16 protein-coding genes are annotated in these 23,940 nt (G+C 73.3%); 10 read left to right on the top strand and 6 right to left on the bottom strand.

The genetic code is table 11. The annotated features are described in order from the left end of the window. The 3 genes from CTZ28_RS43810 to CTZ28_RS43800 form a co-directional block, all read left to right on the top strand. Nucleotides 1-1,566 (top strand): CDP-glycerol glycerophosphotransferase family protein (locus CTZ28_RS43810; RefSeq protein WP_147481288.1); only part of this gene is annotated, 1,566 nt, incomplete at its 5' end. After that, nucleotides 1,563-2,837 carry a hypothetical protein gene (locus CTZ28_RS43805; RefSeq protein WP_121895337.1) on the top strand — a complete coding sequence of 425 codons (1,275 nt, stop codon included), beginning with the start codon at nt 1,563-1,565 and terminating at the stop codon, nt 2,835-2,837. The genes CTZ28_RS43810 and CTZ28_RS43805, both read left to right, overlap by 4 nt. 73 nt (nt 2,838-2,910) lie before the next feature. After that, nucleotides 2,911-4,521: a hypothetical protein gene (locus CTZ28_RS43800; RefSeq protein ID WP_259472089.1), complete on the top strand. Its 1,611-nt coding sequence runs from the start codon at nt 2,911-2,913 to the stop codon at nt 4,519-4,521. On the opposite strand, the gene CTZ28_RS43795 is transcribed toward CTZ28_RS43800, so the two are convergent. Further along, complete coding sequence (locus CTZ28_RS43795) at nt 4,470-4,883, bottom strand: organic hydroperoxide resistance protein (RefSeq protein ID WP_121895336.1); 414 nt, start codon at nt 4,881-4,883, stop codon at nt 4,470-4,472. The genes CTZ28_RS43800 and CTZ28_RS43795 overlap by 52 nt on opposite strands. A gap of 130 nt (nt 4,884-5,013) precedes the next feature. On the opposite strand from CTZ28_RS43795, the gene CTZ28_RS43790 reads away from it, so the two are divergent. Beyond that, nucleotides 5,014-5,508, top strand: a complete 495-nt coding sequence (locus CTZ28_RS43790; protein ID WP_121895335.1) for a MarR family winged helix-turn-helix transcriptional regulator — start codon at nt 5,014-5,016, stop codon at nt 5,506-5,508. Here the strand turns inward: CTZ28_RS43790 and CTZ28_RS43785 are convergent. Then, nucleotides 5,447-7,063, bottom strand: coding sequence for a glycosyltransferase family 39 protein (locus CTZ28_RS43785; protein ID WP_259472088.1), 1,617 nt, complete (start codon nt 7,061-7,063; stop codon nt 5,447-5,449). The genes CTZ28_RS43790 and CTZ28_RS43785 overlap by 62 nt on opposite strands. A 92-nt stretch (nt 7,064-7,155) precedes the next feature. Here CTZ28_RS43785 and CTZ28_RS43780 point away from each other — a divergent pair, with 92 nt between their 5' ends. Beyond that, the gene (locus CTZ28_RS43780) at nt 7,156-8,418 is read left to right on the top strand and encodes a glycosyltransferase family 87 protein (RefSeq protein WP_183154880.1); all 1,263 of its coding nucleotides are present in this window, start codon (nt 7,156-7,158) and stop codon (nt 8,416-8,418) included. Between the two features lie 15 nt (nt 8,419-8,433). After that, entirely contained in the window at nt 8,434-10,077 is a 1,644-nt protein-coding gene (locus CTZ28_RS43775) for a glycosyltransferase family 2 protein (protein WP_121895333.1), read from the top strand. 172 nt (nt 10,078-10,249) lie between these two features. On the opposite strand, the gene CTZ28_RS43770 is transcribed toward CTZ28_RS43775, so the two are convergent. Continuing rightward, complete coding sequence (locus CTZ28_RS43770; protein ID WP_183154879.1) at nt 10,250-10,888, bottom strand: TetR/AcrR family transcriptional regulator; 639 nt, start codon at nt 10,886-10,888, stop codon at nt 10,250-10,252. A 174-nt stretch (nt 10,889-11,062) separates the two neighbouring features. Here CTZ28_RS43770 and CTZ28_RS43765 point away from each other — a divergent pair, with 174 nt between their 5' ends. The 4 genes from CTZ28_RS43765 to CTZ28_RS43750 all read left to right on the top strand — a co-directional run bounded on the left by CTZ28_RS43765 (nt 11,063) and on the right by CTZ28_RS43750 (nt 16,814). Next, the gene (locus tag CTZ28_RS43765) at nt 11,063-11,989 is read left to right on the top strand and encodes an ABC transporter permease (protein WP_121895332.1); all 927 of its coding nucleotides are present in this window, start codon (nt 11,063-11,065) and stop codon (nt 11,987-11,989) included. Then, nucleotides 11,982-12,857: an ABC transporter ATP-binding protein gene (locus CTZ28_RS43760; protein WP_121895331.1), complete on the top strand. Its 876-nt coding sequence runs from the start codon at nt 11,982-11,984 to the stop codon at nt 12,855-12,857. Before CTZ28_RS43765 ends, CTZ28_RS43760 begins: the two co-directional genes overlap by 8 nt. A gap of 100 nt (nt 12,858-12,957) precedes the next feature. Further along, nucleotides 12,958-15,153 carry a CDP-glycerol glycerophosphotransferase family protein gene (locus tag CTZ28_RS43755; protein ID WP_121895330.1) on the top strand — a complete coding sequence of 732 codons (2,196 nt, stop codon included), beginning with the start codon at nt 12,958-12,960 and terminating at the stop codon, nt 15,151-15,153. Next, nucleotides 15,150-16,814 carry a glycosyltransferase family 2 protein gene (locus CTZ28_RS43750; RefSeq protein ID WP_121895329.1) on the top strand — a complete coding sequence of 555 codons (1,665 nt, stop codon included), beginning with the start codon at nt 15,150-15,152 and terminating at the stop codon, nt 16,812-16,814. Before CTZ28_RS43755 ends, CTZ28_RS43750 begins: the two co-directional genes overlap by 4 nt. A 41-nt stretch (nt 16,815-16,855) precedes the next feature. Here CTZ28_RS43750 and CTZ28_RS43745 read toward each other — a convergent pair whose 3' ends face one another. The 3 genes from CTZ28_RS43745 to CTZ28_RS43735 form a co-directional block, all read right to left on the bottom strand. Beyond that, complete coding sequence (locus CTZ28_RS43745; RefSeq protein ID WP_121895328.1) at nt 16,856-18,337, bottom strand: hypothetical protein; 1,482 nt, start codon at nt 18,335-18,337, stop codon at nt 16,856-16,858. Next, the gene (locus tag CTZ28_RS43740; RefSeq protein ID WP_259472087.1) at nt 18,318-18,800 is read right to left on the bottom strand and encodes a GtrA family protein; all 483 of its coding nucleotides are present in this window, start codon (nt 18,798-18,800) and stop codon (nt 18,318-18,320) included. The genes CTZ28_RS43745 and CTZ28_RS43740 overlap by 20 nt, the downstream gene beginning before the upstream one ends. Before the next feature lie 189 nt (nt 18,801-18,989). After that, nucleotides 18,990-23,930, bottom strand: a complete 4,941-nt coding sequence (locus tag CTZ28_RS43735) for an NAD-glutamate dehydrogenase (RefSeq protein WP_121895326.1) — start codon at nt 23,928-23,930, stop codon at nt 18,990-18,992. Nucleotides 23,931-23,940: the final 10 nt, after the last annotated feature.

The raw sequence follows: 23,940 nt of genomic DNA, 5'->3' as shown, positions 1-23,940 counted from the left end.
CGCAAACACTTCGACATCCACGACCAGTACGAACGCGTCTTCGCCTACGTCGACCACCACCCCGAACTGGCCCCCTGGCGCCCCTACCTGCACCGCAAGATGGGCGAACACTGCCTCGACATCCTCGCCAAGCGGGACCGGCTGCCGCCGTCCGACCGGGCCGAGTTCTTCCGGCGCACCGCCGCGATGTTCCGCCGGCACACGCCCGCGGGCGCCCGGATCGACGGCGAGGTCGCCGTGCTGACCGGCCCGTACGCGGCGTATCTGGCGCGGCGGCAGGCGGAGCGGGCCGGCCGGGAGCTGGGCCGGCGCGGGCTCCAGGTCCGGCGGGCCGCGGCCGGCCGCGCCAAGCGGGGCGTCTTCGCGATGGCCGCCCGCCGCCCGCTGGACCCGCACCTGGTGCTGTACGCGGCGTCCTCGCACCGGGGCGTGCTCGGCGACCCGGCCGCCGTGTACTACAAGGCGCGGGAGATCGCCCCGCAGCTGCGGGGCGTCTGGGTGGTGCGGGACGCCACGGACTCCCGGCTGGTCCCGGACGATGTGGAGCACGTGCTGCTCGGCTCCCCCGCCTACCACCGGCTGGCCGCCCGGGCCCGCTTCTTCGTCAACGACGTCAACTGGCCCGGCACGCTCGTCAAACGGCCCGGCAGCGTCCATGTGCAGACCCATCAGGGCACTCCGCTCACGTACCTGGGCGCCGATCTGCTGGGCAAGCCGGGCGCCCGGCTCGGCCTCGACGTGCCGCAGATGCTGCGCCGGGCGGACCGCTGGGACCACAGCCTGGTCGCCAACCGCCACTCCGAGCTGGTGTGGGAGCGGGCCTATCCCTGCCACTTCGCCTCGGCACGCACCGGCAGCCCGCGCAACGACGTGCTCGTCCGGGCCGCGCTCGACGGCCCCGGCTCCGGCGCGGGGGCCGCGTTCCGCGCGCGGCACGGCATCCCGGCGGACCACCGGGTGGTGCTGTACGCGCCGACCCGCCGCGACTACCGCCGGGGCGGCCATGCGGACCGGCTGGACCTGGCCCGGTTCGCCGCCGACCTGGGCGAGGGGCACACGCTGGTCGTCCGGCTGCACCCCTGCCTGCTGACCGGCCCCGCGCGCGGGCTCGGCCTGGCGGAGCTGCACCGGCGCGGGGTGGTCGTGGACGCCACGGACGAGCCGCACGCCGAGGAGGTGATGCTCGCCGCCGACGTACTGGTCACCGACTACTCGGCCCTGATGGCCGACTACGCCAACCTCGACCGGCCGATCGTCGTCCACGCGGACGACTGGGCGGCGTACACGGCGAGCCGGGGCGCCTACGTCGACATCACGGCCGTGGCGCCGGGCCATGTCTCGCGCTCCTACGACGAGTTGGCCGCCCTGTTCGCCTCCGGGAGCTGGCGGGACGCCGAGTCGGCCCGGCTCCGGGCCCGGTTCCGGTCCCGATTCTGCGAGTTCGACGACGGGCGGGCCGCCGAGCGGGTGGTGCGGACGCTGCTGCTCGGCCGGTCCATGCCGGCGCCCGATGCCGTCCGGGTGCCCGGCCCGGCCACCGGCCATGACCTGCTGGCGTCGACATGAGGCCCCGTACCTGGGTGCTGCTCCTGGCCGCGGTGTTCGCTCTGCTCCAGCTCGCGAGCGTCACCGGCCGGGACACCCCCGACTCGAAGAACTATGTGGCGTACGCGCTCGCTCTGGGCGGCGCGGACAAGCGGGAGGCCGCGGCGGCCACGATCGACTGGACCTGCGCGGGTCGGGCCTCGCTCGCCCGGCGCGGCCAGAGCGTGGACGTGGTGCGGTTCCACCGGCCGGATCCCACCTCCCGGGTGGCCGCCGAGTGCCGGGCCGACGCGCTGGAACGGGTGGAGCGGCGGCTTGCGGCCGGGCAGACGGACGGGCACATCCCGCCGTTCATGAAGCCCCGGCTCAAGCAGATCTTCGAGGTGCGGCCCGGCTACCCGGTGTTCCTGCTGCCGTTCGTCACGGCGTTGGGCGTGACCTGGGGTGTGTGGACGGCGAGCGTGCTCGTCGCGGTGGCCGGCGGCGTCCTCGTCTTCCTGATCCTGCGCACCCTGTCGGTGTCCGTGCCGCTCGCGCTGACCGGGCAGGCGCTGTACTACATCCTGCCGTGCGGCACGACGGCCATGCGTCCGATGGCCGAGGGCCTGATGCTGGCACTGACCCTGGCCGCGGTGTGGGGCTGCGCGCTGGCGCTGACCGGGCGGACCCGGGCGGGCACGGCCCTGGCCGGCGGCGGTCTGCTCGCGCTGTTCGCGGTCAAGCACTCCCAGTCGCTGTTCCTCGGGCTGGCCCTGGCCGTGGCGGGGGCCGCGGTCGTCGTGGCGCGCCGGCGGCGCGGGCGGGCGCCGGGGCGCGGGGTCGTGGCGATCACCGCGGTGGGGTGCTGTGCGGCCCTCGGCACCCTGCTGCTGGCGCGGCTGCTGCACTATCCGGCCGAGTCCGAGAGCATGCAGGACCTGCTCACCGACCACTTCGGCCGGCCGGACCGGACCCGCCCCTGGCCGGAGTTCCTGCATCTGCAGGCCAACTTCTGGCTGGAGTGGGCCCGACGCCAGGCACAGCAGCCGCTGTTCGTGGCGGCGCTCGCGGCCGGGCTCTGGGGTGCGCTGCGGCGGCCCGCGTTCGGCTGCTTCCTGCTGGCGGCGGCGGCCACCGGCTTCCTCACCCACGCGGGCCATCCGGACATCAACATCTGGGGCGAGCGGCTGATCGTGCTGGCCTGGCTGCTGCCGGTGGTCGGGGTGCCGCTGCTCCTCGAGCCGGTGCTCCGGCGGACCCTGCCGCTGCCCGCGCAGGGGCTCGGCCGGCAACCGACTCACTCGATGAGGTGAGCGGCGGCAAAGCCGCTGACCCGGGCGGGAACACTCGGCAAATGCCCCGCCTCGTTCGTGTCCCGGACCTTCGGTGACCACCGGCGTCCTGGCCCGGCGCCCCGTGCGCGGGGCCACCGCGCTGCGCGCCGGCCGTGTCCGGCGGCCGAGCCCGTACCAGCTCTTCGGGCTGCTGTTCTGGCTGGTGATGACGCTGGCGTACTGGCGGGTGCCGCCGTGCTGCGACGCCGGGCAGCACGCGGCGGCGGTGGCCCGGCTGCGGGCGGGCCTGCCGGACCCGGACCTCGTCTCGCCGTACGTCCTGGCGCAGGGGGCGCTGGCGCGGCTGACGGGGCTGTCGGGCTGGGCGGTGCTGCGGATCTGCGGCCCGCTGAACCTGCTGGTGCTGCTGACGGGCGTGGCCCGGTTCGTCCGGGTGCTCACCCCTCGCGTGTGGGCGCCGGTGCTCGCCCTGGCCCTGATGAGCGTGTTGTGGGGCACGACGCGGGTGTGGGGCGGTGGCTATCTCGCGCTGATGCCGATGACCGGCAACCTCGGTTTCCCGTCCAGTTGCGCGATCGGCCTGGCGTTCTGGGCCTGGGCGCTGACGGGGGCACGGGCGCGGGACACCCGGCCGGTGCGGTTCGTCGGGCCGAGCGGGCTGCGCGGCCCGTCGGGGTACGCGGTGCTCGGGGCGCTGTACGGGCTGGTCGCGCTGGTCGATCCGGTGATCGGGGTGGGCGCGGCGGTCGGTGGGGTGGCCTTCGTGGCGGGATGGCAGCGCGGCCCGCGGGCCGCCGTGGCGCTGCGCTGGGTGGTGACGGCCGGCGCGGCGGCGCTGGTGGCCGGGGGCGGTGCGGCGGCGGCCGGGGCGCGGGCCTCGGCGGTCCTGGACGCGGTGGCGGCGGCCGCGCGGTCGCAGCCGCCGCCGGCCGGGCTCGCCGGGAGCTGCTGGCTGGCGCTGCTGCTCGGGCTGCCGGCGCTGTGGCTGCGGGCCCGGCGCGGGTCCTGGCGGGATCCGCTGGTGCTGCTGGCCGCGCTGGTGTGGCCGGCGATGGTGTGCGGGCGGCTCGGCGGGCTGCTCGGGCTCGCCCTGGTGGCGCCGCAGTGCGCGCTCGCGGTGGAGCTGGCGGCGGCACGGCCGTGGCCGGTGTGGCGGCGGGTGCTGGGGTGGACGGCGGCGGGCGGGGTCTGTCTCGGTCTGCTGACCGTGCAGGCCGGGGCGGTGGTGCCGCGGGCGCTGGATCCGGTGGGCTTCGCGCAGCCGCCGCGCTGGCCGTCGTACGACTGGGCGGCGCGCTACCTCGGGCCCGGTGACGTGGTCCTCGCGGACGATCCCCGGGCGGTCCGCTCGCTGCCGGGGTACGGGGCCGCCCTCGCCGACGCCCACGGCTACCTCTCCCCGGTGGCGACCCGCGCCGAGCGCGCCGCGATCGTCCGCCGCCACCGGGTGCGCTGGCTGCTGCTGACGCCCCGGCACCGGGTGCCCGCGGAGGCGGTGGTGGTGGCCTGGAGCCGGCGCACCGGGGAGGTACTGGCGCGGGTCGGTCAGGGGGAGGCGGCGCGGCCCGTCGTTGCCGAGGTGGGCGGCCCGGTCCGACACGGGCAGGAAGCCGACGCCGACCGACAGCGCGGCGGTCCGGTCCCCGCGGATCACTCGATGACGAGCTCGACGGGGACGTTGCCGCGGGTGGCGTTGGAGTAGGGGCACACCTGGTGGGCCTGCTCGACCAGCTTGCGGCCGGTCTCCGCGTCCACGGTGTCGGGCAGCTCGACCCGCAGGGTCACCTTCAGGGCGAAGCCCTCGCCCTGCTTGCCGATGCCGACCTCGGCGGTCACCGCGGCGTCGCTGACGTCCACCTTGGCCTGGCGGCCTACGACGCCGAGGGCACTGCCGAAGCAGGCCGCGTAGCCGGCGGCGAAGAGCTGCTCCGGGTTGCTGCCCTGGCCGGTGCCGCCCATCTCCGCCGGCAGGGCCAGGGCGAGGTCGATCCGGCCGTCGGAGGAGACGGCACGGCCCTCGCGGCCGTGGGTGGCGGTGGCGACAGCGGTGTAGAGCGCGTCCATGGAAGACCATCCTTCTCGAAGAGACGTTCGCGTTCCGGCGGCTCCGTTCCTGCCGCCCTCACGACCACAAGTAGAGCACACAATTAAATTGTGCACAATCAAATTGCGGGATCGAGGCTACCCTGGAGCCATGACCGCCACCGAGACCCCCGCCGCCGAGGCGGACTGGCTCCGCCTGGACCAGCAGATCTGCTTCTCCCTGCACGCCGCGTCCCGCGCCTTCAACGGCCTCTACCGGGTGCTCCTCAAGGACCTCGGGCTGACCTATCCGCAGTACCTGGTGATGCTGGTGCTGTGGGAGCGGGGCGACCTGCCCGTCAAGAAGCTGGGCGAACTGCTGCGGCTCGACTCCGGCACCCTGTCCCCCCTGGTCAAGCGGCTGGAGGCGGCCGGACTCGTACGGCGGGAGCGCAGCGCGCGCGACGAGCGGTCGGTGGACGTGCGGCTGACCGGACAGGGCGCCGCGCTGCGCGAGCAGGCGCTCCGGGTGCCGCGCAGCATCGCCGCCGCGACCGGCTTCGACCCCGCCGAGATCGGCGAACTGCGCGCGCGCCTGGACCGGCTCACCAGTGCCCTGGACGCCGCGGCGCTGGAGGAGCCGCCTGCGCCACCGGACCGTCGGTAGCGAGCGTGCGGCGGACGTACAGCCGGAGCAGCACCCGGTCCCGGGCCGACTGCTCGCGCAGCACGAACTGCTCGGTGACGACGGAGAGTTTGAGCCGGTCGAGGGGGTTCCGCGGGCGGCGGGGCGGCTGCACGGCGTACCGGTCGGCGACCACCCACACCCGGTCGAGCGCCGCGAGCCTGCGCCGCAGGATCTTCGCGTCCACCTCCGTGCCGTACAGCGTCCCCGACGCGGACGCCCCGGCCGCCAGCGCCACGTCCCGCATCCCGCGGAACCCCGCCGGATACGCCAGCGCGGTGGCCCGCGTCTGCCCCGGCACGAACAACACCGGGTCGCCCGGGCGCAGTTCACGGGCCGCCACGCGCGAGACGGCGGCCAGGTTGTCGGGTCGGTGGTCCGCGAAACGGTCCGCGCGCAGCAGCGGAAGCTGGTGGGCGAGCGCGACGGCGACGGCGAGGACGCCGGCCAGGGTGAGCAGCGGGGAGCCGCTCCGCGAGCGCGCCGGCCACCCGGCCACCCGGTCCGCACCGGCGGCCACCAGCAGCGGCACCCCGGCCAGCGCGTACAGCACATAGCGGTCGACGTAGAGCGGGGAGAACCGGGAGGCGAGCATGAGCGTCACCGGCGGCACCACCGCGAGCGGCAGCGCGACCGCCGCGCAGGTGATCTCGCCGCGCCGGCCGACCAGCCGGGTCAGTGCCGGTGCCGCAAGCGCCAGACAGGTCCAGTACACCGCGGGCGTCGGCCCGGCGAACGCCCGCAGCAGGGCCTGCGCTCGGTCCAGATCGGGCTCCCGCAACCAGGAGACCTGCGCCGACTGCGCGTGCGAGACGAGCGCCATCGGCAGCAGCGCGAGGACGACGGCCCCGGCCGCGCACGCCCAGCGGCACCACACCCCGCGGGCCACGCGTGCCAGCGCCAGCGTGACGGCGTGCGCGAGCAGGAGCAGGACCGCGAACTCGTGCAACAGACAGGTGACGCCCAGGACCGCGCCGTACGCCCACCAGCCCCGCCCGCGCCGGCCGGCGGCCCCGGCCTGTTCCCGGCCGGCGCGTTCACCCGAACCGGGGGTCCTGTCGACCGCCCGCACGAGCAGCAGCGTCGCGCCCGCGGCACCGGCCGCGACCAGTGCGTACGAGCGGCCCTCCTGGGCGTAGTGGCCGACCATCGGCGTGATGGCGTACAGCAGCCCGGCCCACAGTCCGGCCCGTGGTCCGACCAGCCGGGCGCCGAGCGCGGCGACCAGGGCCGCGGCCGCCGCCGCGCCGCACACCGAGGGAAGCCGCAGCAGGACCTCGCCGGGACCGAGGGCGAGGACGGCGTGCATCACCAGGTAGTACAGGCCGTGCACCGCGTCCACGTCGTGCAGCAGCCGCCAGATCTCCGGGACCGAGCGGCGCGCGACCTGGAAGGTGACGGCCTCGTCGCGCCACATGCCGCCGCGGTCGATCCCCCACAGCCCGAGCACGAGCATGACAGCGGCGGGGGTGGCCACGACCGCGGTACGACGGACCCGGTTCGACGGCCGGATCAGCAGGCGCCCGATGTTCACCATGATCCCGATCTTTTGCGATTAACCAATCTTTGCCGGGTAATGACGGCGTATCGGAATGAATACACCATCTTCGCGGCTTACGCTCCAGGGTGATGAACCGCCGTCACCTCTCCCTCGCGTCCCTCGCCGCTCTCTGGCTGACCACCCGCGCGCTGATGCTGTGGCTGCTCGCGCACGACAGCGCGCCACTGCTGGGCCGGGGTGCGGTGGCCCGCGAGGTGTGGCGGCTGTACTTCCACTGGTACGGGCTCCTGTCGCACGGCGCCTTCCCTGCGCACGACACGCTGTGGCAGTACCCGCCGGGCGCGGGCGCGGTGCTGCTGTCCCCGGCCCTGCTGCCCGGACTGACGTACTTCCAGGCGTTCGTGGCCCTCACCCTCGCCGCCGACGCGGTGATCGCGCTGGCGCTGGCCGGCGCGGGCACGCGAGCAGGCCGCAGCCTGCTCGGGGCGGCGCTGTGGACCGGCGGCCTGCCGCTGCTGCTGCACATCCCGCTGGCCCGTTACGACATCCAGGTCACCGCCCTCGCCGTCATCTCGCTGCTGACGCTGTCACGCTCCACACGCGCGTGCGGGGTGTTCGCGGCGCTCGGCGCCCTGGTGAAGGTGTGGCCGGCGCTGGTGCTGCTGGGCACACCCCGGGGACGGCCGACGCGGTCCGCGTGGACCTGGGCGGCCGGGGCCGGCGCGGTCACCCTGGGGCTGTTCGTGTTCGTGTTCACCGATCCGCTCTCCTTCCTGCGGCAGCAGAGCGGCCGGGGCGTGCAGATCGAGTCCCTGGGCGGCACGGCGCTCAGCCTGGCCCGGCACGCCGGCTGGTCCGGCCGGGTCCGGTACCGGTACGGCGCCATGGAGTTCACCGGCCCGTACGTCTCCGCGGTCGCCGAGGTCTCCCTCGCGCTCACGGCCGCCGCCCTCTGCGTCCTGCTGCTGTGGCGGGTGCGGGCCCGGCGCTGGAGCGAGGCGACGCCCTTCGACGCCGCCCTGTGCGCCGTGCTGCTGTTCACCGTCACCAGCCGGGTCATCAGCCCGCAGTACCTGGTCTGGCTGCTCGGCCTGGCCGCCGTCTGCCTGACCTCGCGGCACACCGCGCAGCGCCCGGTCGCCGCGCTGGTGGTGGCGGCCAGTGCGGTCAGCGCCGTCGTGTACCCCACGCTGTACGGCGAGGTCATCCGCTGCACCTGGACCGGCTCCCTGCTGATGCTGCTGCGCAACGGTCTGCTGGTGACCGCCGCCGGGCTCTCCCTCGTCCGACTGTGGCGCGCCACCCGGCCGCTGCCGGCGGCGGCCGTGCCCGCCATCGGCTCCCCGGCCGGCCCCGACCGTGTTCCGCACCGGGCACTGAGCACCCCCTGAGGAGAGATCACGGACATGTCCTCGGCTCCGGAGCCCGCGGGGGCGAGCGTCGTCGTCATCGGATACAACGACGCCGCCCAGGTGCCGGACGCGGTCCGGTCGGCACTCGCGCAGGGGCCCGCCGTCCGGCAGGTCGTCGCCGTGGACGACTGCTCCACCGACGGCAGCGGGGAGTTGCTGGCCCGGCTGGCCGCCGGTGCTCCCCGGCTGACGGTGGTACGCCGGGAGGTCAACAGCGGAGGCTGCGGCAGCCCCCGCAACGACGGCCTGGACGCGGTGACATCGCCGTACGTGATGTTCCTGGACAGCGACGACGTGCTGCCCGCCGGCGCGGTGGACGCGCTGCTCGCGGCGGCGACGGAGGCGGACGCCGAGGTGGCGGGCGGCCTGTGCGTGCGCCGCGAACTGCCGTCCGGACGCGAACACCCCTGGCAGGCGTCCCTGTACGCGGCGCACGTCGTCGTCCCGCACCCCTCCCGGCGCCCGCGTCTCGTCCACGACACGCTCTGCGTCAACAAGCTCTACCGCACCGGTTTTCTGCGTGCGCACGGCATCCGGTTCCCCGAAGGCCGCTTCCTCTACGAGGACTTCGTGTTCGGCGCGCGCGTGCTGGCCGCCGCGCCGCGCATCGTCCTGGTGCCCGACCCGGTGTACGTGTGGCAGGTACGGCGCGCCGCCGACCGGCTGTCGCTCTCCCTCGACCGGGCGGACATCGGCAACTGGCGGGCGCGCACCCATGCCTGCGCACTGGCCCACGACATCCTGCTGGGCGCCGGGCAGAAGGAGCTGGCACGGGCGGCCCGGGCCAAGTTCCTCGACCACGAACTGCGCATGTACGCGCGCGAACTGGAGCTGCGTGACCCGTCCTACCGGCGCGCGTGGTGGGCGCACACCCGGGCGCACCTGGAGCGGTACGACCCGGCCGACTGGGAGCGCGCCCCGGCCGCGCCCGGCCGGCTGATCGCGCGGGTCGTCCTGGCGGCCCCGCAGCCGCGCGACCTGGGCCGCCTCAAGGAACTCGCGGCCCGTCCGGCCCGGTTGTGCCCGCCGTACGCGCGCGCCCCGGACAGCACCCCCGTCTGGTCCGACGACCTGCCCGAGGTCACCCTGGCCCCGCTCCTGACCCGGCCTGTCCACCTGCTCCCGCTCGCCGTCGACGCGGAACTGCGGCCACGCGCGCGTGCCACGCTGCTGCGGCTGCGTCTGCACGAGCTGTACGGGCGGGTGGCGCGGGCGGGCCCCGTGGAGGTCGCGGTGGAATGGCGGTCCCGGGCGGACGGGCGCCCGGCCCGGCGCCGCACCGCCGCGTTCGCGCCCGCGCCCGACGGCAGTTGGTCGGCCACCGTGCCCGTCGACCCGGCCGGGCTCGGCGCGGGCACCTGGGATCTGCGGCTGCGCGTCCGCTTCGCCGACGGCGCGCACCGCGACACGACCGCGCACGCGGTCACGGGCGCCGGGCTGCTGCGCCGCCGCGCCCTGCCGAACGCGCGGCACGGCGTGCTGCTCGTCCACCCCTACGCCACCCACTCCGGCGCCCTCGCACTGCGCGTGGCACCCGGCGTACGCGGAATCCTGTCGGTGCTCCACGGAAGACTGCACCGCCTGCTCCACCGGGCCCGACCGACACAAGCGGGCGACGCCCACACCCGACCTACCTGACCAGCCGGTGTGGGCACCCCCGGACGACACCCCGAGCCCCGTCGCTGCCTTCCCCTCCTGCGCAGGAGGCACCGCGCACCACAGCCAGCCGCCTCCCCGCCCCGGACGCACGCACACATCGACGCCCGACCAGCAGCCCGACCGACAAGCCCGCAGTCCGCGCCCCGGGGGATCAGAGAGCTCTGAGGGCCTCCGTGGTGGCTCGGGTCAGGGACGTCAGGTAGCCCTTGGGGAGCTTCGGGGTGCGGATGACCACCGAGCGCCAGTACAGGGGGCCGGAGATCAGGTCGAGGGCCAGTTCGCGGTCGACGCCGGACCGGATCTCACCCCGCCGCTCCGCCGCCGAGAGGATGCTGCTGGCGACGCCCTCCTGCCCGTCCCGCAGCGCCTTCTGCATGGCCTCGGCGATCTCCGGGTTGCGCGCGGCCTCGGCTTGGAGGTCCGGGATGATCTGCGAGGCCACGGGGTGGCGCAGGGCGCGGGACGTCACCTCGTAGAGCAGGCGCAGGTCGCCCTCCAGGGAGCCCGTGTCCGGGGTCGGCAGGCCCATCACCGCGACCGCGGAGACCACGTCGAGGACCAGGTGCAGCTTGGACCGCCAGCGACGGTAGACGGCGGTCTTGCCCACGCCCGCGCGGCGCGCGATGCCCTCGATGGACATCCTGGCGTACCCGACGGACGCGAGCTCCTCGAAGACGGCGCCGCGGATGGCCTCGGTCACGTCCTCCCTCAGCACGGCGGCCCCGGCAGGCGTCCGCCGGCGGGGCCGCGTGCCGGGCTCGTCGGCATTCGTCGTCATGGCGACCAGCATAGGGCGTTACGACGAAACGGTTGCGTTCCGACGCTCACTCGTCCTACGCTCGCGTTGCGACGATACGGTGCCGTCCCGACGTAAGAGAACGTGAAGAGAAGTGCAGGAAAACACGGAGGGCCGGACCGCCGCCCGGACGCACCACCCCCACGCCCCCGAGCGAAAGCAGCGGATGTGAGCCAGGTCCTCCACACACCGCCCCCGACGACGGCCCCGATGACGGCCGAGGCCGACGACGACCTGGCGGCGCTCGCCGCCCGGCACGGACTCTCGGTCAGCGGTGCCCGCCCCACCCTGCGCGAGTACATCCGCCGACTGTGGGCCCGGCGCCACTTCATCGCCGCCTTCGCCACCGCCAAGCTCACCGCACAGTACAGCCAGGCGAAGCTCGGCCAGCTCTGGCAGGTCATGACCCCGCTGCTCAACGCGGCGGTCTACTACTTCATCTTCGGTGTGCTGCTCGGCACCAAGCACGGCGTGCCGGACTACATCCCGTTCCTGGTCACGGGCGTGTTCATCTGGACCTTCACACAGAGTTCGATCATGGCGGGCACCCGGGCGATCTCCGGCAACCTCGGCCTCGTCCGCGCCCTGCACTTCCCCCGGGCCGCGCTGCCGATCTCCTTCTGCCTCCAGCAGCTCCAGCAGCTGCTGTTCTCGATGGCCGCGCTGGTCGTCATCCTGCTGTGCTTCGGCGTGCCGGTCGCCGTCTCCTGGGTGCTCGCGGTGCCCGCGCTGGTACTGCAGTTCACGTTCAACGCCGGCGTGTCGATGATCATGGCCCGGATGGGCGCGAAGACCCCTGACATCGCCCAGCTGATGCCGTTCGTGCTGCGGACCTGGATGTATGTCTCCGGCGTCATGTGGAGCATCGACCAGCTGGCCTCGAAGAACGACCTGCCGCGCGCGGTGACCGTCCTGCTGGAGGCCAACCCGGCCGCCATCTACATCGACCTCATGCGGTTCGCGCTGATCGACAGCTTCCGCGCGGGCCAGCTGCCCCCGCACGTCTGGGCGGTGGCGACCGGCTGGGCGCTGCTCGCCGGCGTCGGCGGCTTCATCTACTTCTGGAAGGCTGAGGAGACCTACGGCCGTGGCTGAGAACGTGAACTCCCGCATCCCCACCGTCGTCGCGGACGGCGTCGACATCGTCTACCGGGTCAACGGCACCGGCGGCGGCCGTGGCTCCGCGACCGCCGCGCTCAACCGCATCCTGCGCCGCAAACAGGCCGAGAAGGCGGCCGGTGTGCGCAAGGTGCACGCGGTCAGGAACGTCTCGTTCGTCGCGTACAGGGGCGAGGCCATCGGGCTGATCGGCACCAACGGCTCCGGCAAGTCGACCCTGCTGAAGGCCGTCGCCGGCCTGCTCCCGGTGGAGAACGGCCATATCTACACCGACGGCCAGCCCTCCCTGCTCGGCGTCAACGCGGCCCTGATGAACGACCTGACGGGCGAGCGGAACATCTTCCTCGGCGGCCTCGCCATGGGCATGCCGCGCGAGCAGATCAAGGAGCGCTACCAGGACATCGTCGACTTCTCCGGCATCAACGAGAAGGGCGACTTCATCACCCTCCCGATGCGCACCTACTCCTCCGGCATGGCCGCCCGGCTGCGCTTCTCCATCGCCGCGGCCAAGGACCACGACGTCCTGCTGATCGACGAGGCGCTGGCGACCGGCGACCGGTCCTTCCAGCGGCGCTCCGAGGCGCGCATCCGCGAGCTGCGCCGGCACGCGGGCACGGTGTTCCTGGTCAGCCACAACAACAAGTCGATCCGCGACACCTGCGAGCGGGTCCTGTGGCTGGAGCGCGGCGAGCTGCGGATGGACGGGCCGACCGAGGAGGTCATGAAGGAGTACGAGGCGTTCACCGGCGACAAGGCCCCCAAGAAGCCGGCCAAGGCCGCGCCGAAGCCGCAGCAGAAGGCGCCGGTGCCGGCGCAGGACACGAAGGTCGCCCTGCCCTCCTGACCCACGGCCGGCGCAACCCCGTACGCCCCCTTCTTCCGATCGATGACACTATGACCTGAAAGGTGCGGCCTGGAGACGACGAGGCGAAGGAGTCCACCCGATGCCCGAGCTGAGCGTCATCGTCCACGGCCCCGACACCCGGGGACACCTGGCCGAACTGCTCGACTCCCTGGCCGCACGCCCCCTGCCGGACGCCGAGGTGATCGTGGCCGCGGTCGGCGACTGGGCCCGGGAGACGGCCGCGGGGCACGCCCCGGAGACGGTGGTGCTGCCCCTGCCGGACGGCACGGGCGACGCGGCGGCCCGGGCGGCGGGGGCCACACGGGCGACCGGCCGCTGGCTGCACTTCGTGCACGCCGCGGACGGCCTGCCCGCGGGCACCGTGCGCACGGTCGCCGAGCGCGCCGCGGAACTCCCGGACACCGTGGACGTGCTGCTCCTCGACCACGTCCGCAGCACCTGGCGGACCGCCGGCACCCGCCCGGCAGACGGCCGGCTGCTGGCCCGGGCCGGCCGCGCCGAGCTGGCCCTCGACGACGCCGCGGACCTGCTGCGGCTCACCCCGCTGCTCGGCACCCGCGTCCTGCGCGCCGACTTCTGGCGGGCCCACGAGGAACGGCTCACCACGGACGACGACGAGGCGTACACCGCGTACGCCGCCCTGCTGACGGCGCGCCGCGTCGCCTGCCTGAACCAGGTCGGGTACGACCACCGCGTACCGCGCCCCGAGAGCCTGCCGCCCGTCACCGCCGAGGAGCGCTACGCCCTCGTCGACCGCTACGAGGCGCTCCTCGCGCTCGCCCAGGATCGCGCCGCCGCCCGCACGGTCCTCTACGACGTCATGGTCCGCGATCTGCTGCGCACCTTCGCCCGGGAGGACATGCCGGAGCCGGTGGCCCGGGAGTTCTTCCGCCGGGCCGCCCTGGCGGCCGTCCGCCACCGCCCGCCGGGCCACCATCGCCCGGGCGGTCTCGAAGGCGTGCGCCGCGGCCTCCTCGAAGAAGGCGCGTACACCAAGTACCGGGCCTTCCAGGCCGCCAACCGCACCCGCCGGGCGGCCCGAGCAGCGGTGCGCACCCGCAAGCGCCGGCTGGGCGCGAAGCTCCGCGACCAGCAGTACCGCCGGGCCCTCGGCCGCCGGGTGGACCCCGACCTCGCGGTGTTCTCCGCCTACTGGGACCGCGGAGTCGCCTGCAACCCGGCCGCGATCGCCGCCGAGCTGGCCCGGCGCGCCCCGTGGATCCACCCGGTGTGGGTGGTGACGAAGGACAACGCCCCGCTGCTGCCGCCCGGCACCGACCACGTGGTCCCCGGCACCCGCCGCTACTGGGAGGTGCTGGCCACGGCCAAGTATCTGACCAGCAACGTCAACTTCCCCAACGCGGTGGTCAAACGCCCGGACGCGATCCACCTCCAGACCCACCACGGCACCCCGCTCAAGCGGATGGGCCTGGACCAGATGCGGCACCCGACCGCCGCCCAGGGCATGGACTTCGCCGCTCTGCTGGCCCGCGTCGACAAGTGGGACTACAGCGTCTCGGCCAACAGCCACTCCACCCGCATGTGGCAGCGCGCCTACCCGTCCCGCTACACCTCCCTGGACTACGGCTATCCGCGCAACGACGTCTACTACCGCGCCCGCGCCGCCGACGTCCGCGCGGTCCGCGACCGGCTGGGCATCGCCCCGGGCCGGACCGCCGTCCTCTACGCCCCCACCCACCGCGACTACGAGGCCGGCTGGACCCCCCGCCTCGACCTCGCCGCCCTCGCCGACCGGCTCGGCGACGACACGGTGCTGCTGGTGCGCGCCCACTACTTCTACGACACGCCCGCCGCCCTGACCGGCCTGCGCCGCACCGGCCGGATCATCGACGTCTCCGCCTACGACCCCGTCGAGGAGCTGTGCCTGGCCGCCGACGCACTCGTCACGGACTACTCGTCGATCATGTTCGACTACGCCAACCTCGACCGCCCGATCGTGATCTACGCCGACGACTGGGAGACGTACGCGACCACCCGCGGGGTCTACTTCGACCTGACGGCCGAGGCGCCGGGCCAGGTGGCCCGCACCCAGGAGGACCTGGCGGAGGTGTTCGCCTCGGGGGCGTGGCGGGACGAGGCCGCGGCGAAGGCGCGGGCCGCCTTCCGGCGCCGCTTCTGCGAGTACGACGACGGGCGCGCCGCCGAACGGGTCGTCCGCCGGGTGTTCCTGGGCGAGAGCGAGCGGGCGCTGCCCCCGGTGGTCCCGGTGGCGGACCGCACCCCCGCACCGACCCCCGAGGAGGCGACGGCATGACCCCCGACGTCACGGTCACGGTGATCGTCTACAACGACGCGGCACGGCTCCCGCGAGCGGTGGCCTCACTGCGCCGGCAGACCCACGCCAATATCGAGATCGTCATCAGCGACGACCACTCCACCGACGAAACCCCCTTCGTGGCACGCGCGCTCGCCGCGCAGGACGACCGCATCCGCTACCTGCGGCTGGCCCGCAACAGCGGCGGCTGCAGCGCCCCGCGCAACCGGGCCCTGGCGGCCGCCCGGGCGCCGTATCTGATGTTCCTGGACAGCGACGACGAACTCCCGGCGGACGCGGTCGAGTTGCTGCTCGCCGCGCACCGCGAGCGCGAGGTCGACTTCACGATGGGCGCGGTGCAGCGGATACGGGAGGACGGCGGCCGCCGCTCGACGTGGATGCCGCACCTGGTGGCCGAACGCCGCACGCTCGCGGGCATCGGGGACGACCCGCGCCTGTTCTTCGAGCACCTGTCGACGAGCAAGATGTACGCCCGGGCCTTCCTGGACCGGCACGACCTGCGTTTCCCCGAGGGCATCCACTACGAGGACCAGCTGTTCTCGGCGCAGGCGTACTGTCTGGCGAAGGCGTTCACGATCATTCCGGAGCCGGTGTACCTCTGGTACATAGCGCCCTACGCGGCGGCCGACTCGGCGTCCATCTCCAACCAGCGGCACAAGCTGGACAACGTCCGCGACCGCATCCATGTGCAACGCCTCATCGACGCCTTCCTGTCGGACAGCGGCCACGCGGCGCTGCGGGAGGACAAGGACCACAAGTTCCTCAAGCACGACTTCCGGATGTACGCCGGTGATCTGCCGTACCGGGACGAGGAGTGGCTGCGGGCCTTCGCGGAGATCACCGTCCCGTACGTCTCGGCGCTCGCCCCCGGCGCGTTCGCCCGCCTGCCCCGCCCGGAACGGGTGGTCCTCCAACTGGTCCGCGAGGGCCGGCTGTCCGAGGTGCGGCACGCGGCACGCGGCCTGGGACAGGGAGTGGCCCCGCGGCAGGTGACCGTGGACCCGGAGGGCGGCGGCACCTACTGGGGCGACCGGATCCCGGCCACCGCCTGGGCCCGGCGCGAACTGGACGTCACCGACCTGGAGTTGGACACCCGCCCGGTCCCGAGCGCCCAGTTCCGGCACGAGATCACGGAGCTGACGCCCGAACCGGGTGCCGGTCTGAGCCTGCGGATCCGCACCTACGACCCCGGACTGCGGCTTCCGGTCGGCCCGCAGCGGGCGGCCCTGCTGCTGGCCCCCGGCCGGCGCCGCCTCACGGCCCCGTTCCGGCTCGTCCCGGTCCGCCCGGGCGTCTTCGAGGGCCGGGTCCGGCTGGACCTGGCGACGGCCCCCGTCCCGCTGCACGGATTCGCCGGTGTCCGCCACCCGTTGCTGCGCATCGAGCACCAGGGCCTGGCCCATACGTCCCTCCTGCTGGCCCCGCTGTCCTTCCCCGCCCTCACCACCCGCGTCGGCTACCGCTCCGGCGCTGCCCCGCACGACCTCACCGTCGAACCGGAGGGCCGCAACCCGGGGCGGCTGCAGATCCGCTGGCGCCCGGCGGGCGTGACGGACCGTCTGACCCGGCCGCTGGTACGGCGGTTGGACCGGCCGAGGCTGCGCCGGGCGGTCCGGCTGCTGGCGAGCGCGCTGAGCTGACACCGGCGCCACCCGGCGGCGTGCCCGCGCGGCACACCCGCTCAGCGCACGGCGTACAGCACCTGTCCGCCCGGCCCCTCGGCCACCCTCCGCAGTCCCGGGTCCCGCACCCCGGCCGCCCGGTCCACCACCCACCGCACCCCGTACTCCCGCACGATCCCGCTCCGGACGCCGTCCGAGGTCCCGGCGGCGAAGTAGCGGCGCACGGCCTCGTCCCGCCGCCCGGCGTCGGCCAGGAACACATCGGGATACCCGGGCGCGACCGTGTACGCCCCGTACGCCGGGATCTGCCGCGCCGGGACGCCGCGCGCCATGACGACGTCCCCGTACTTCACCCACGGGGTGATCCACCGGTAGCCCGTCCAGGGCGCCCGGTACTTCGCCGCGACCACCCCGGGCAGCGCCGCCCGCCCCACCACGTACCCCACGGTCCCCACCTGGGCCCAGGCCCCCACGAGCAGCGCGGCACCGAGCACGCACGCCCATGCCGTCCGCACCGCCCGCCGCCCGGCCGAGACCGCTTCGAGGGCCGCCGCGAGCTGCGCCGGGATCAGCGCGGCCGGCAGCGCACGGCCCCACGCGTAGTGCCCGCTCGCGCCGCCCGCCGCGAACACCACCGCCCCCAGTACGAAGAAGATCACCAAGGGGTCCCGGCGGTCCCGCCGCCCGCGCAGCGCCAGCGCCACCACCCCGAGCAGCGCCAGCCCGAACCGGCCCAGCAGATGCTGGTAGAGCGGCCGGTGGACGGCCTCCAGACCCGAACCGGCCGAGAACAGCGCGAAGAAGTCGTAGTACGGCCACACCCACAGCACCGCGAGCCCCAGCAGCACCGCCGCGCCCAGCCGCGGCAGCGGCTCCCGCCCCGGCCGCGCGGCGACGACGGCGGCGAGCGCCCCGAGCGACGCCACGACCCCGGAGAACTGGTGGACCAGCAGGATCACCGCCCACAGCGCCCCGAGCCCCAGCCACACCCCCCAGCCGGCGTCCGCGCGCAGCGCCCGCGTCAGCCACGCCCAGAGGTGGAAGGACAGCCCGAGCGCGAACACGCTCGGATACGACACCGTCAGCGCGAGGGAGTTCAGCCCGAGGAAGCCGCTCCAGTTGAGCGGCAGCGGCCCCCACAGGAACAGCAGGGACAGCACCGCGAGAGCGGGCGCCGCCGGATGGCCGCTCAGCGTGCGTACGTACCGCCACACCCCCGTGACCAGCAGGGCCAGTCCGGCGAGCGCACCGATGCGCAGCACCACGAACACCGACAGGCCGGTGGCCTTGGCGACGATGCCGAGCACCAGCATCCACGGTGAGTAGTAGGGGCTCGGTGTGTCCGCGTCGACCAGCGGATTGCCGGGGTGCAGCAGACTGTGCCGGAGCCGTTCCACGGTCGCCGCGTGCATACCGAGATCGCCCGCCCAGGGCAGCCGGACGATCACGAGGAGCAGCAGGACGAGGACGAGCGCGGCGGCGGCACCCGGCAGGGCCCGGCCGGCCGTCACCGTACCGGCGCTAGGCCGCGCGACGCGCATCCTGCTGGAACACCCAGGTGCGGTAGACGAGGAAACGGAACGCGGAGGCGAGGACGATCGACAGCGCCTTCACGGCATTCGACGCGAGCGGCCCGTGCAGCCCGAGGCCGTGATATCCGATCCAGAACAGGCCGCTTTCCATGACCACACCGAGCCCGCTGAAAACGAAGAACAGTGCGATTTGCCGACGCGTGCGCCGCGCCCGGTCCCGGTAGGCGAAATAGCGGAAGCCGAGGTAATTCGTGGCCATGGCGATACAGCTGGCCAGCACCGTCGCGATCATCGCCGGCCGGCCCATGCCGTGCAGCAGCAGATTGAAGACCAGGAAATTGACCAGGACTCCGCTGCCGCCGACGATCCCGAATTTCACGACTTCGAGCACGACACGCGCGACCGGCCGGGCGGGGGTGGGAACGGCGGCGACGGCCGTTCCCGGACGGGCTCCGGTGAGATTCGCTGTCACACCACAGACCATATCCGACCCATCTCGATGAGCAGGAAACGGTAAATTCACCGCACGATTTTGGCTAGGTGTTGGCTAGGTGTCGGCAAGAAACGAAGCGCCGGCGCAGAAGCAGGTGTCGGCGCGAAAGCAGGGCGCCCCGGGCCGGCCGAGGCCCGGGGCGCCCTCGCCGCCGTACGGCGGCGCGTGCTACGAGTGCGAGCGCAGCAGCGTCCGCATCGTCCGCATCGCCACCGACAGGTTGGCGAGGTCGAAGGAGTCCGAGCTGCGGATCTCCTCCAGGGTGGTGCGGGCCCGGCTCAGGATCGCCGCGTTCTTCTGCTCCCAGGCCTTGAACCGCTGCTCGGGCGTCGAGGCGCCGTTGCCGACGGCCAGGATGTCCGCGGTGAGCGCCGCATGCGCCGCGTACAGGTCCTCGCGGATGGAGGCGCGGGCCATGGACTGCCAGCGGTCCGCGCGGGGCAGCTCGATGATCCGGTCCATCAGCTGGGTGACGGCGAGGCGGTCGGCGAGGTCGTAGTACACCTCGGCGACGTCCAGCGGCTTGCGGCTCATGCGGTCGGCCACGGAGACGATGTCGAGCGTCGGGAACGCGGAGGAGAACCCGGCCACCCGGGTCGCCACCTCGTCCGGGACACCGGCACCGGTCAGCTCGTCGTAGATGTGCTGGTACCACTCCAGGTCCGCGCCGCGCAGCAGCTTCGGCAGCTGCTGCCACACCTGCTCGACCCGCTCGGCGAAGAAGGCGACGGTCTCTTCGAGCTGGAGCGGCTGCGGCCGGTTGTTCAGCAGCCAGCGCGTGCCGCGCTCGACGAGACGGCGCGAGTGCAGCCGGATCCGGGTCTGCACGGCCGCCTCGACCCTGTTGTCCAGGTCCTCCACCGCGTCCCACACGGGCGCCGAACGGAAGATCGCGCGGGCCGCGGTCTGCGCCCGGACGATCTCCTCGAGCGAGGCGCCGGTCTCCTCCCGCAGCCGGTGCAGATAGGTCGTACCGCCCGTGTTGACCGTGTCGTTGACCAGCACGGTCGTGGTGATCTCACGGCGCAGCGGATGGCTGCCGATCCGCTCCGCGAACCGCTCGCGCAGCGCCTTCGGGAAGTAGGCGTCCAGCAGGCTGCGCAGATACGGGTCGTCCGGCAGCGAGGTGTCCAGCAGTTCCTCGGCGACGGTGATCTTCGTGTACGCCAGCAGGACGGCCGTCTCCGGACCGGTCAGGCCCTGCCCCTGGGCCAGCCGCTCGCGGATCTGCCGGTCGGCCGGCAGGAACTCCAGTGCCCGGTCGAGGTGGCCCGCGCGCACCAGATGGCGGATGAACCGCTGCTGGGCGTGGAGCATGTCCTTGGACTGGGCCAGCGCGTTGGCGATCGCCGTGTTCTGCGCGTAGTTGTTGCGCAGCACCAGGGCGCCGACCTCGTCGGTCATCTCGGCGAGCAGCTTGTTGCGCTGCTTGACGGTCATGTCGCCGTCCGTGACCAGGCCGTTGAGCAGGATCTTGATGTTCACCTCGTGGTCCGAGGTGTCCACGCCGGCGCTGTTGTCGATCGCATCGGTGTTGATCTTGCCGCCGTGCAGGGCGATCTCGATGCGGCCCAGCTGGGTCAGGCCCAGGTTGCCGCCCTCGCCGACGACCTTGACCCGCAGGTCCTGGCCGTCCACCCGGATGGCGTCGTTGGCCTTGTCGCCGACGTCGCCGTTGGACTCGCCGCTCGACTTGACGTACGTGCCGATGCCGCCGTTCCACAGCAGGTCGACCGGCGCCTTCAGGACCGCCTTCATCAGGTCGGCCGGGGTCAGCTTGGTGACGCCGGGCTCGATGCCGAGGGCCTCGCGGATGTGCGCGTTGACCGGGATCGACTTGGCGGTACGGGGGAAGATCCCGCCGCCCGCCGACAGCAGCTCGGTGTTGTAGTCGGCCCAGCTGGAGCGGGGCAGCTCGAACAGCCGGCGGCGCTCGGCGTAGGAGACGGCCGCGTCCGGCTCCGGGTCGATGAAGATGTGCCGGTGGTCGAAGGCGGCGACCAGCCGGATGTGCTCGCTCAGCAGCATGCCGTTGCCGAACACGTCGCCTGACATGTCGCCGATGCCGACGACCGTGAAGTCCTCCGCCTGCGTGTTCACACCGAGCTCGCGGAAGTGCCGTTTCACCGACTCCCAGGCGCCGCGGGCGGTGATGCCCATGCCCTTGTGGTCGTAGCCCGCGCTGCCGCCGGAGGCGAAGGCGTCACCGAGCCAGAAGTTGTACGACTGGGCGACCTCGTTGGCGATGTCGGAGAACGTCGCCGTGCCCTTGTCGGCCGCGACCACCAGATAGGTGTCGTCCTCGTCGTGCCGCACCACGTCCGCCGGGGGCACGACCTCGCCCGCGACCATGTTGTCGGTGATGTCGAGCAGCGCCGAGATGAACGTCTTGTAGCTGGCGACGCCCTCGGCCAGCCACGCGTCCCGGTCCACGCTCGGGTCGGGCAGTTGCTTGGCGACGAAGCCGCCCTTGGCGCCCACCGGCACGATGACGGTGTTCTTCACCATCTGCGCCTTGACCAGGCCGAGGATCTCGGTGCGGAAGTCCTCACGCCGGTCGGACCAGCGCAGACCGCCGCGCGCGACCTTGCCGAAGCGCAGGTGCACGCCCTCGACCCGCGGCGAGTACACCCAGATCTCGTACGCCGGGCGCGGCGCCGGCAGGTCCGGGATGGCCTGCGGGTCGAACTTCATGGACACGTAGTCGTGCGGCCGGTCCAGGGCCTCGTCCTGGAAGAAGTTCGTGCGCAGCGTGGCCTTGATGACGGTGAGGAACGAGCGCAGGATGCGGTCCTCGTCGAGGCTCGCCACCTGGTCGAGGGCGGCCTCGACCTCTTCGAGCAGGGCGTCGACGAGTTCGTGCCCGGCGCGCTGGCGCTCCGGCGCCATCCTGGCCTCGAAGAGCGAGACGAGCAGCCGGGTGGTGTGGACGTTCGTGCGGAGGGTGCCCTCCATGTAGTCCTGGCTGAAGGTGGAACCGGCCTGCCGCAGGTACTTGGCGTACGCGCGCAGCACCGTCGCCTGCCGCCAGGTCAGCCCGGCGCCCAGGACGAGGGCGTTGAAGCCGTCGTTCTCCGCCTTGCCGGTCCAGGTCGCGGCGAACGCGTCCTGGAAGCGCTCGCGGCCGTCGTCGCCCAGGTAGTCGCCGTTGACGCCGCCCAGGGACTTGGGGATGCGCAGGCCGAAGTCGTAGATCCAGGAGGTGCTCCGGTCCGTGCAGCGCAGCTCGTACGGCCGCTCGTCGATGACCTCGACGCCGAGCCGGTTGAGGACCGGCAGCACCGCGGACAGCGAGATCGCGGCGCCCTTGCGGTAGATCTTGAACCGGCGCTCGTCGGGGGCTGCGCCCACCGGCTCGTAGAGGCTGAGCGAGAAGTCGTTGCCCGCCTCGTCGCTGAGCCGCTCCAGGTGGACGAGGTCGGCGACCGCCGCGCGCGGGGTGTGGTCGGCCTTGTAGCCCTCGGGGAAGGCGTTGTTGTAGCGGCGCAGCAGCTCGGCGGCGCGTTCCTCGCCGCATTCGGCGTTCAGCGCCTCGGCGAACCCGTCGGCCCAGGAGCGCGCGGCCGCGACGAGCCGGGCCTCGATCCGTTCCCGGTCCGCGTCCGACAGCTCGGGCAGCTCGGTGCCCGGCGGGACCCGGACGACGAAGTGCAGCCTGGAGAGAATCGATTCGGTGTTCCAGGCGGTGAAGTCGACGCTGGTGCCGCCCAGCTCCTCCTTGAGGATGTCGATGATCCGCAGCCGGACGCCGGTGGTGTAGCGGTCGCGGGGGAGGTAGACGAGCGCGGAGTAGTAGCGCCCGTACTCGTCCTGGCGGAGGTAGAGGCGCAGCCGCCGGCGTTCCTGCAGATACAGGACGGAGGTGGCGATGGAGCGCAGCTCGTCGACGGGCGTCTGGAACAGCTCGTCGCGCGGGTAGGTCTCCAGGATCTGCAGCAGGTCACGGCCGTCGTGGCTGTTGGGCGAGAACCCGGCGCCCTCGAGCACCTCCTCCACCTTGCGCCGGATGACGGGCACACGGCGCACGGACTCGGTGTAGGCGGCCGAGGAGAACAGGCCCAGGAAGCGGCGCTCCCCGACGACGTTGCCGTCCTTGTCGAACTTCTTGACGCCGACGTAGTCGAGGTAGGACGGCCGGTGCACGGTGGCCCGGCTGTTGGCCTTGGTCAGCACCAGCAGCTTGTGCTCGCGGGCCTTGGCCCGGGCGTCGGCCGGGAGCCGCTCGAAGGACGGGCTGACCGGGTGGGTCTCCGCGTCGGAGTGGTGCGGGTCGGAGCGCAGGATGCCGAGGCCGGTGCCGGGCACGGCGGCCAGGGAGTCGTCCCCGTGCAGCTGATACTCGCGATAGCCGAGGAAGGTGAAGTGATCGGCGGCCAGCCAGCGCAGCAGCTCGCGGGCCTCCTGCACCTCGGGCCCGGGCAGATCGGCGGGTACCGGCTCCTCGGCCAGGCCCTCGGCGATGCGCAGCGCCGCGTCCCGCATCTTCTCCCAGTCCTCGACGGCCTCACGGGCGTCGGACAGGACGCGCAGCAGATCGGCGGTGATCTGCTTCAGGTCGGCCCGGTCGGTCTCCCGGTCGATCTCGACGTGGATCCAGGACTCGATGTGCGCGTCGTGCGGAAGCTCGCCGGCGGGCGGGGCGGCCAGCATCTCGATGAGCTTGCCCGTGAGGTCACGCCGGACGACGAACTGCGGGTGGATGACGACGTGGATGCCGCGCCCCTGGCGGGTCAGCTCATTGGTGACGGAGTCGACGAGGAAGGGCATGTCGTCGGTGACGACCTCCACGACGGTGTGGCTGCACGTCCACCCGTTCTCCTCGACGGTCGGGGTGTGGACCCGGACGTTGGCCGTGCCCTGGGGGCGGGTCTCGGCGAGCCGGTAGTGGGAGACCGCGGCTCCGAAGACATCGACCGGGTCCCGGTCGCCGAGGTCCTCCGGGGCGGTGTGCAGGTAGTAGCGCTGGAGGAAAGCGAGCACGGACTCGTGGTCCACCGTGCCCTCGTCCGTCGTCCCAGTCGGTAGGTGCCCCCCGACCGGACTGTTCTCAGCTACCCGGGCGGCCCGTTCGAGCAGCTCGGCCTTGGCTTCGTCCAGCTTGGTCTGCATTGTCCTCTGG

The organism is Streptomyces shenzhenensis (assembly GCF_003688995.1).
GTDB lineage: Bacteria > Actinomycetota > Actinomycetes > Streptomycetales > Streptomycetaceae > Streptomyces > Streptomyces shenzhenensis_A.
Note: the sequence above shows the minus strand (reverse complement) of the source record. Positions and strands in the feature narration are given on the sequence as shown.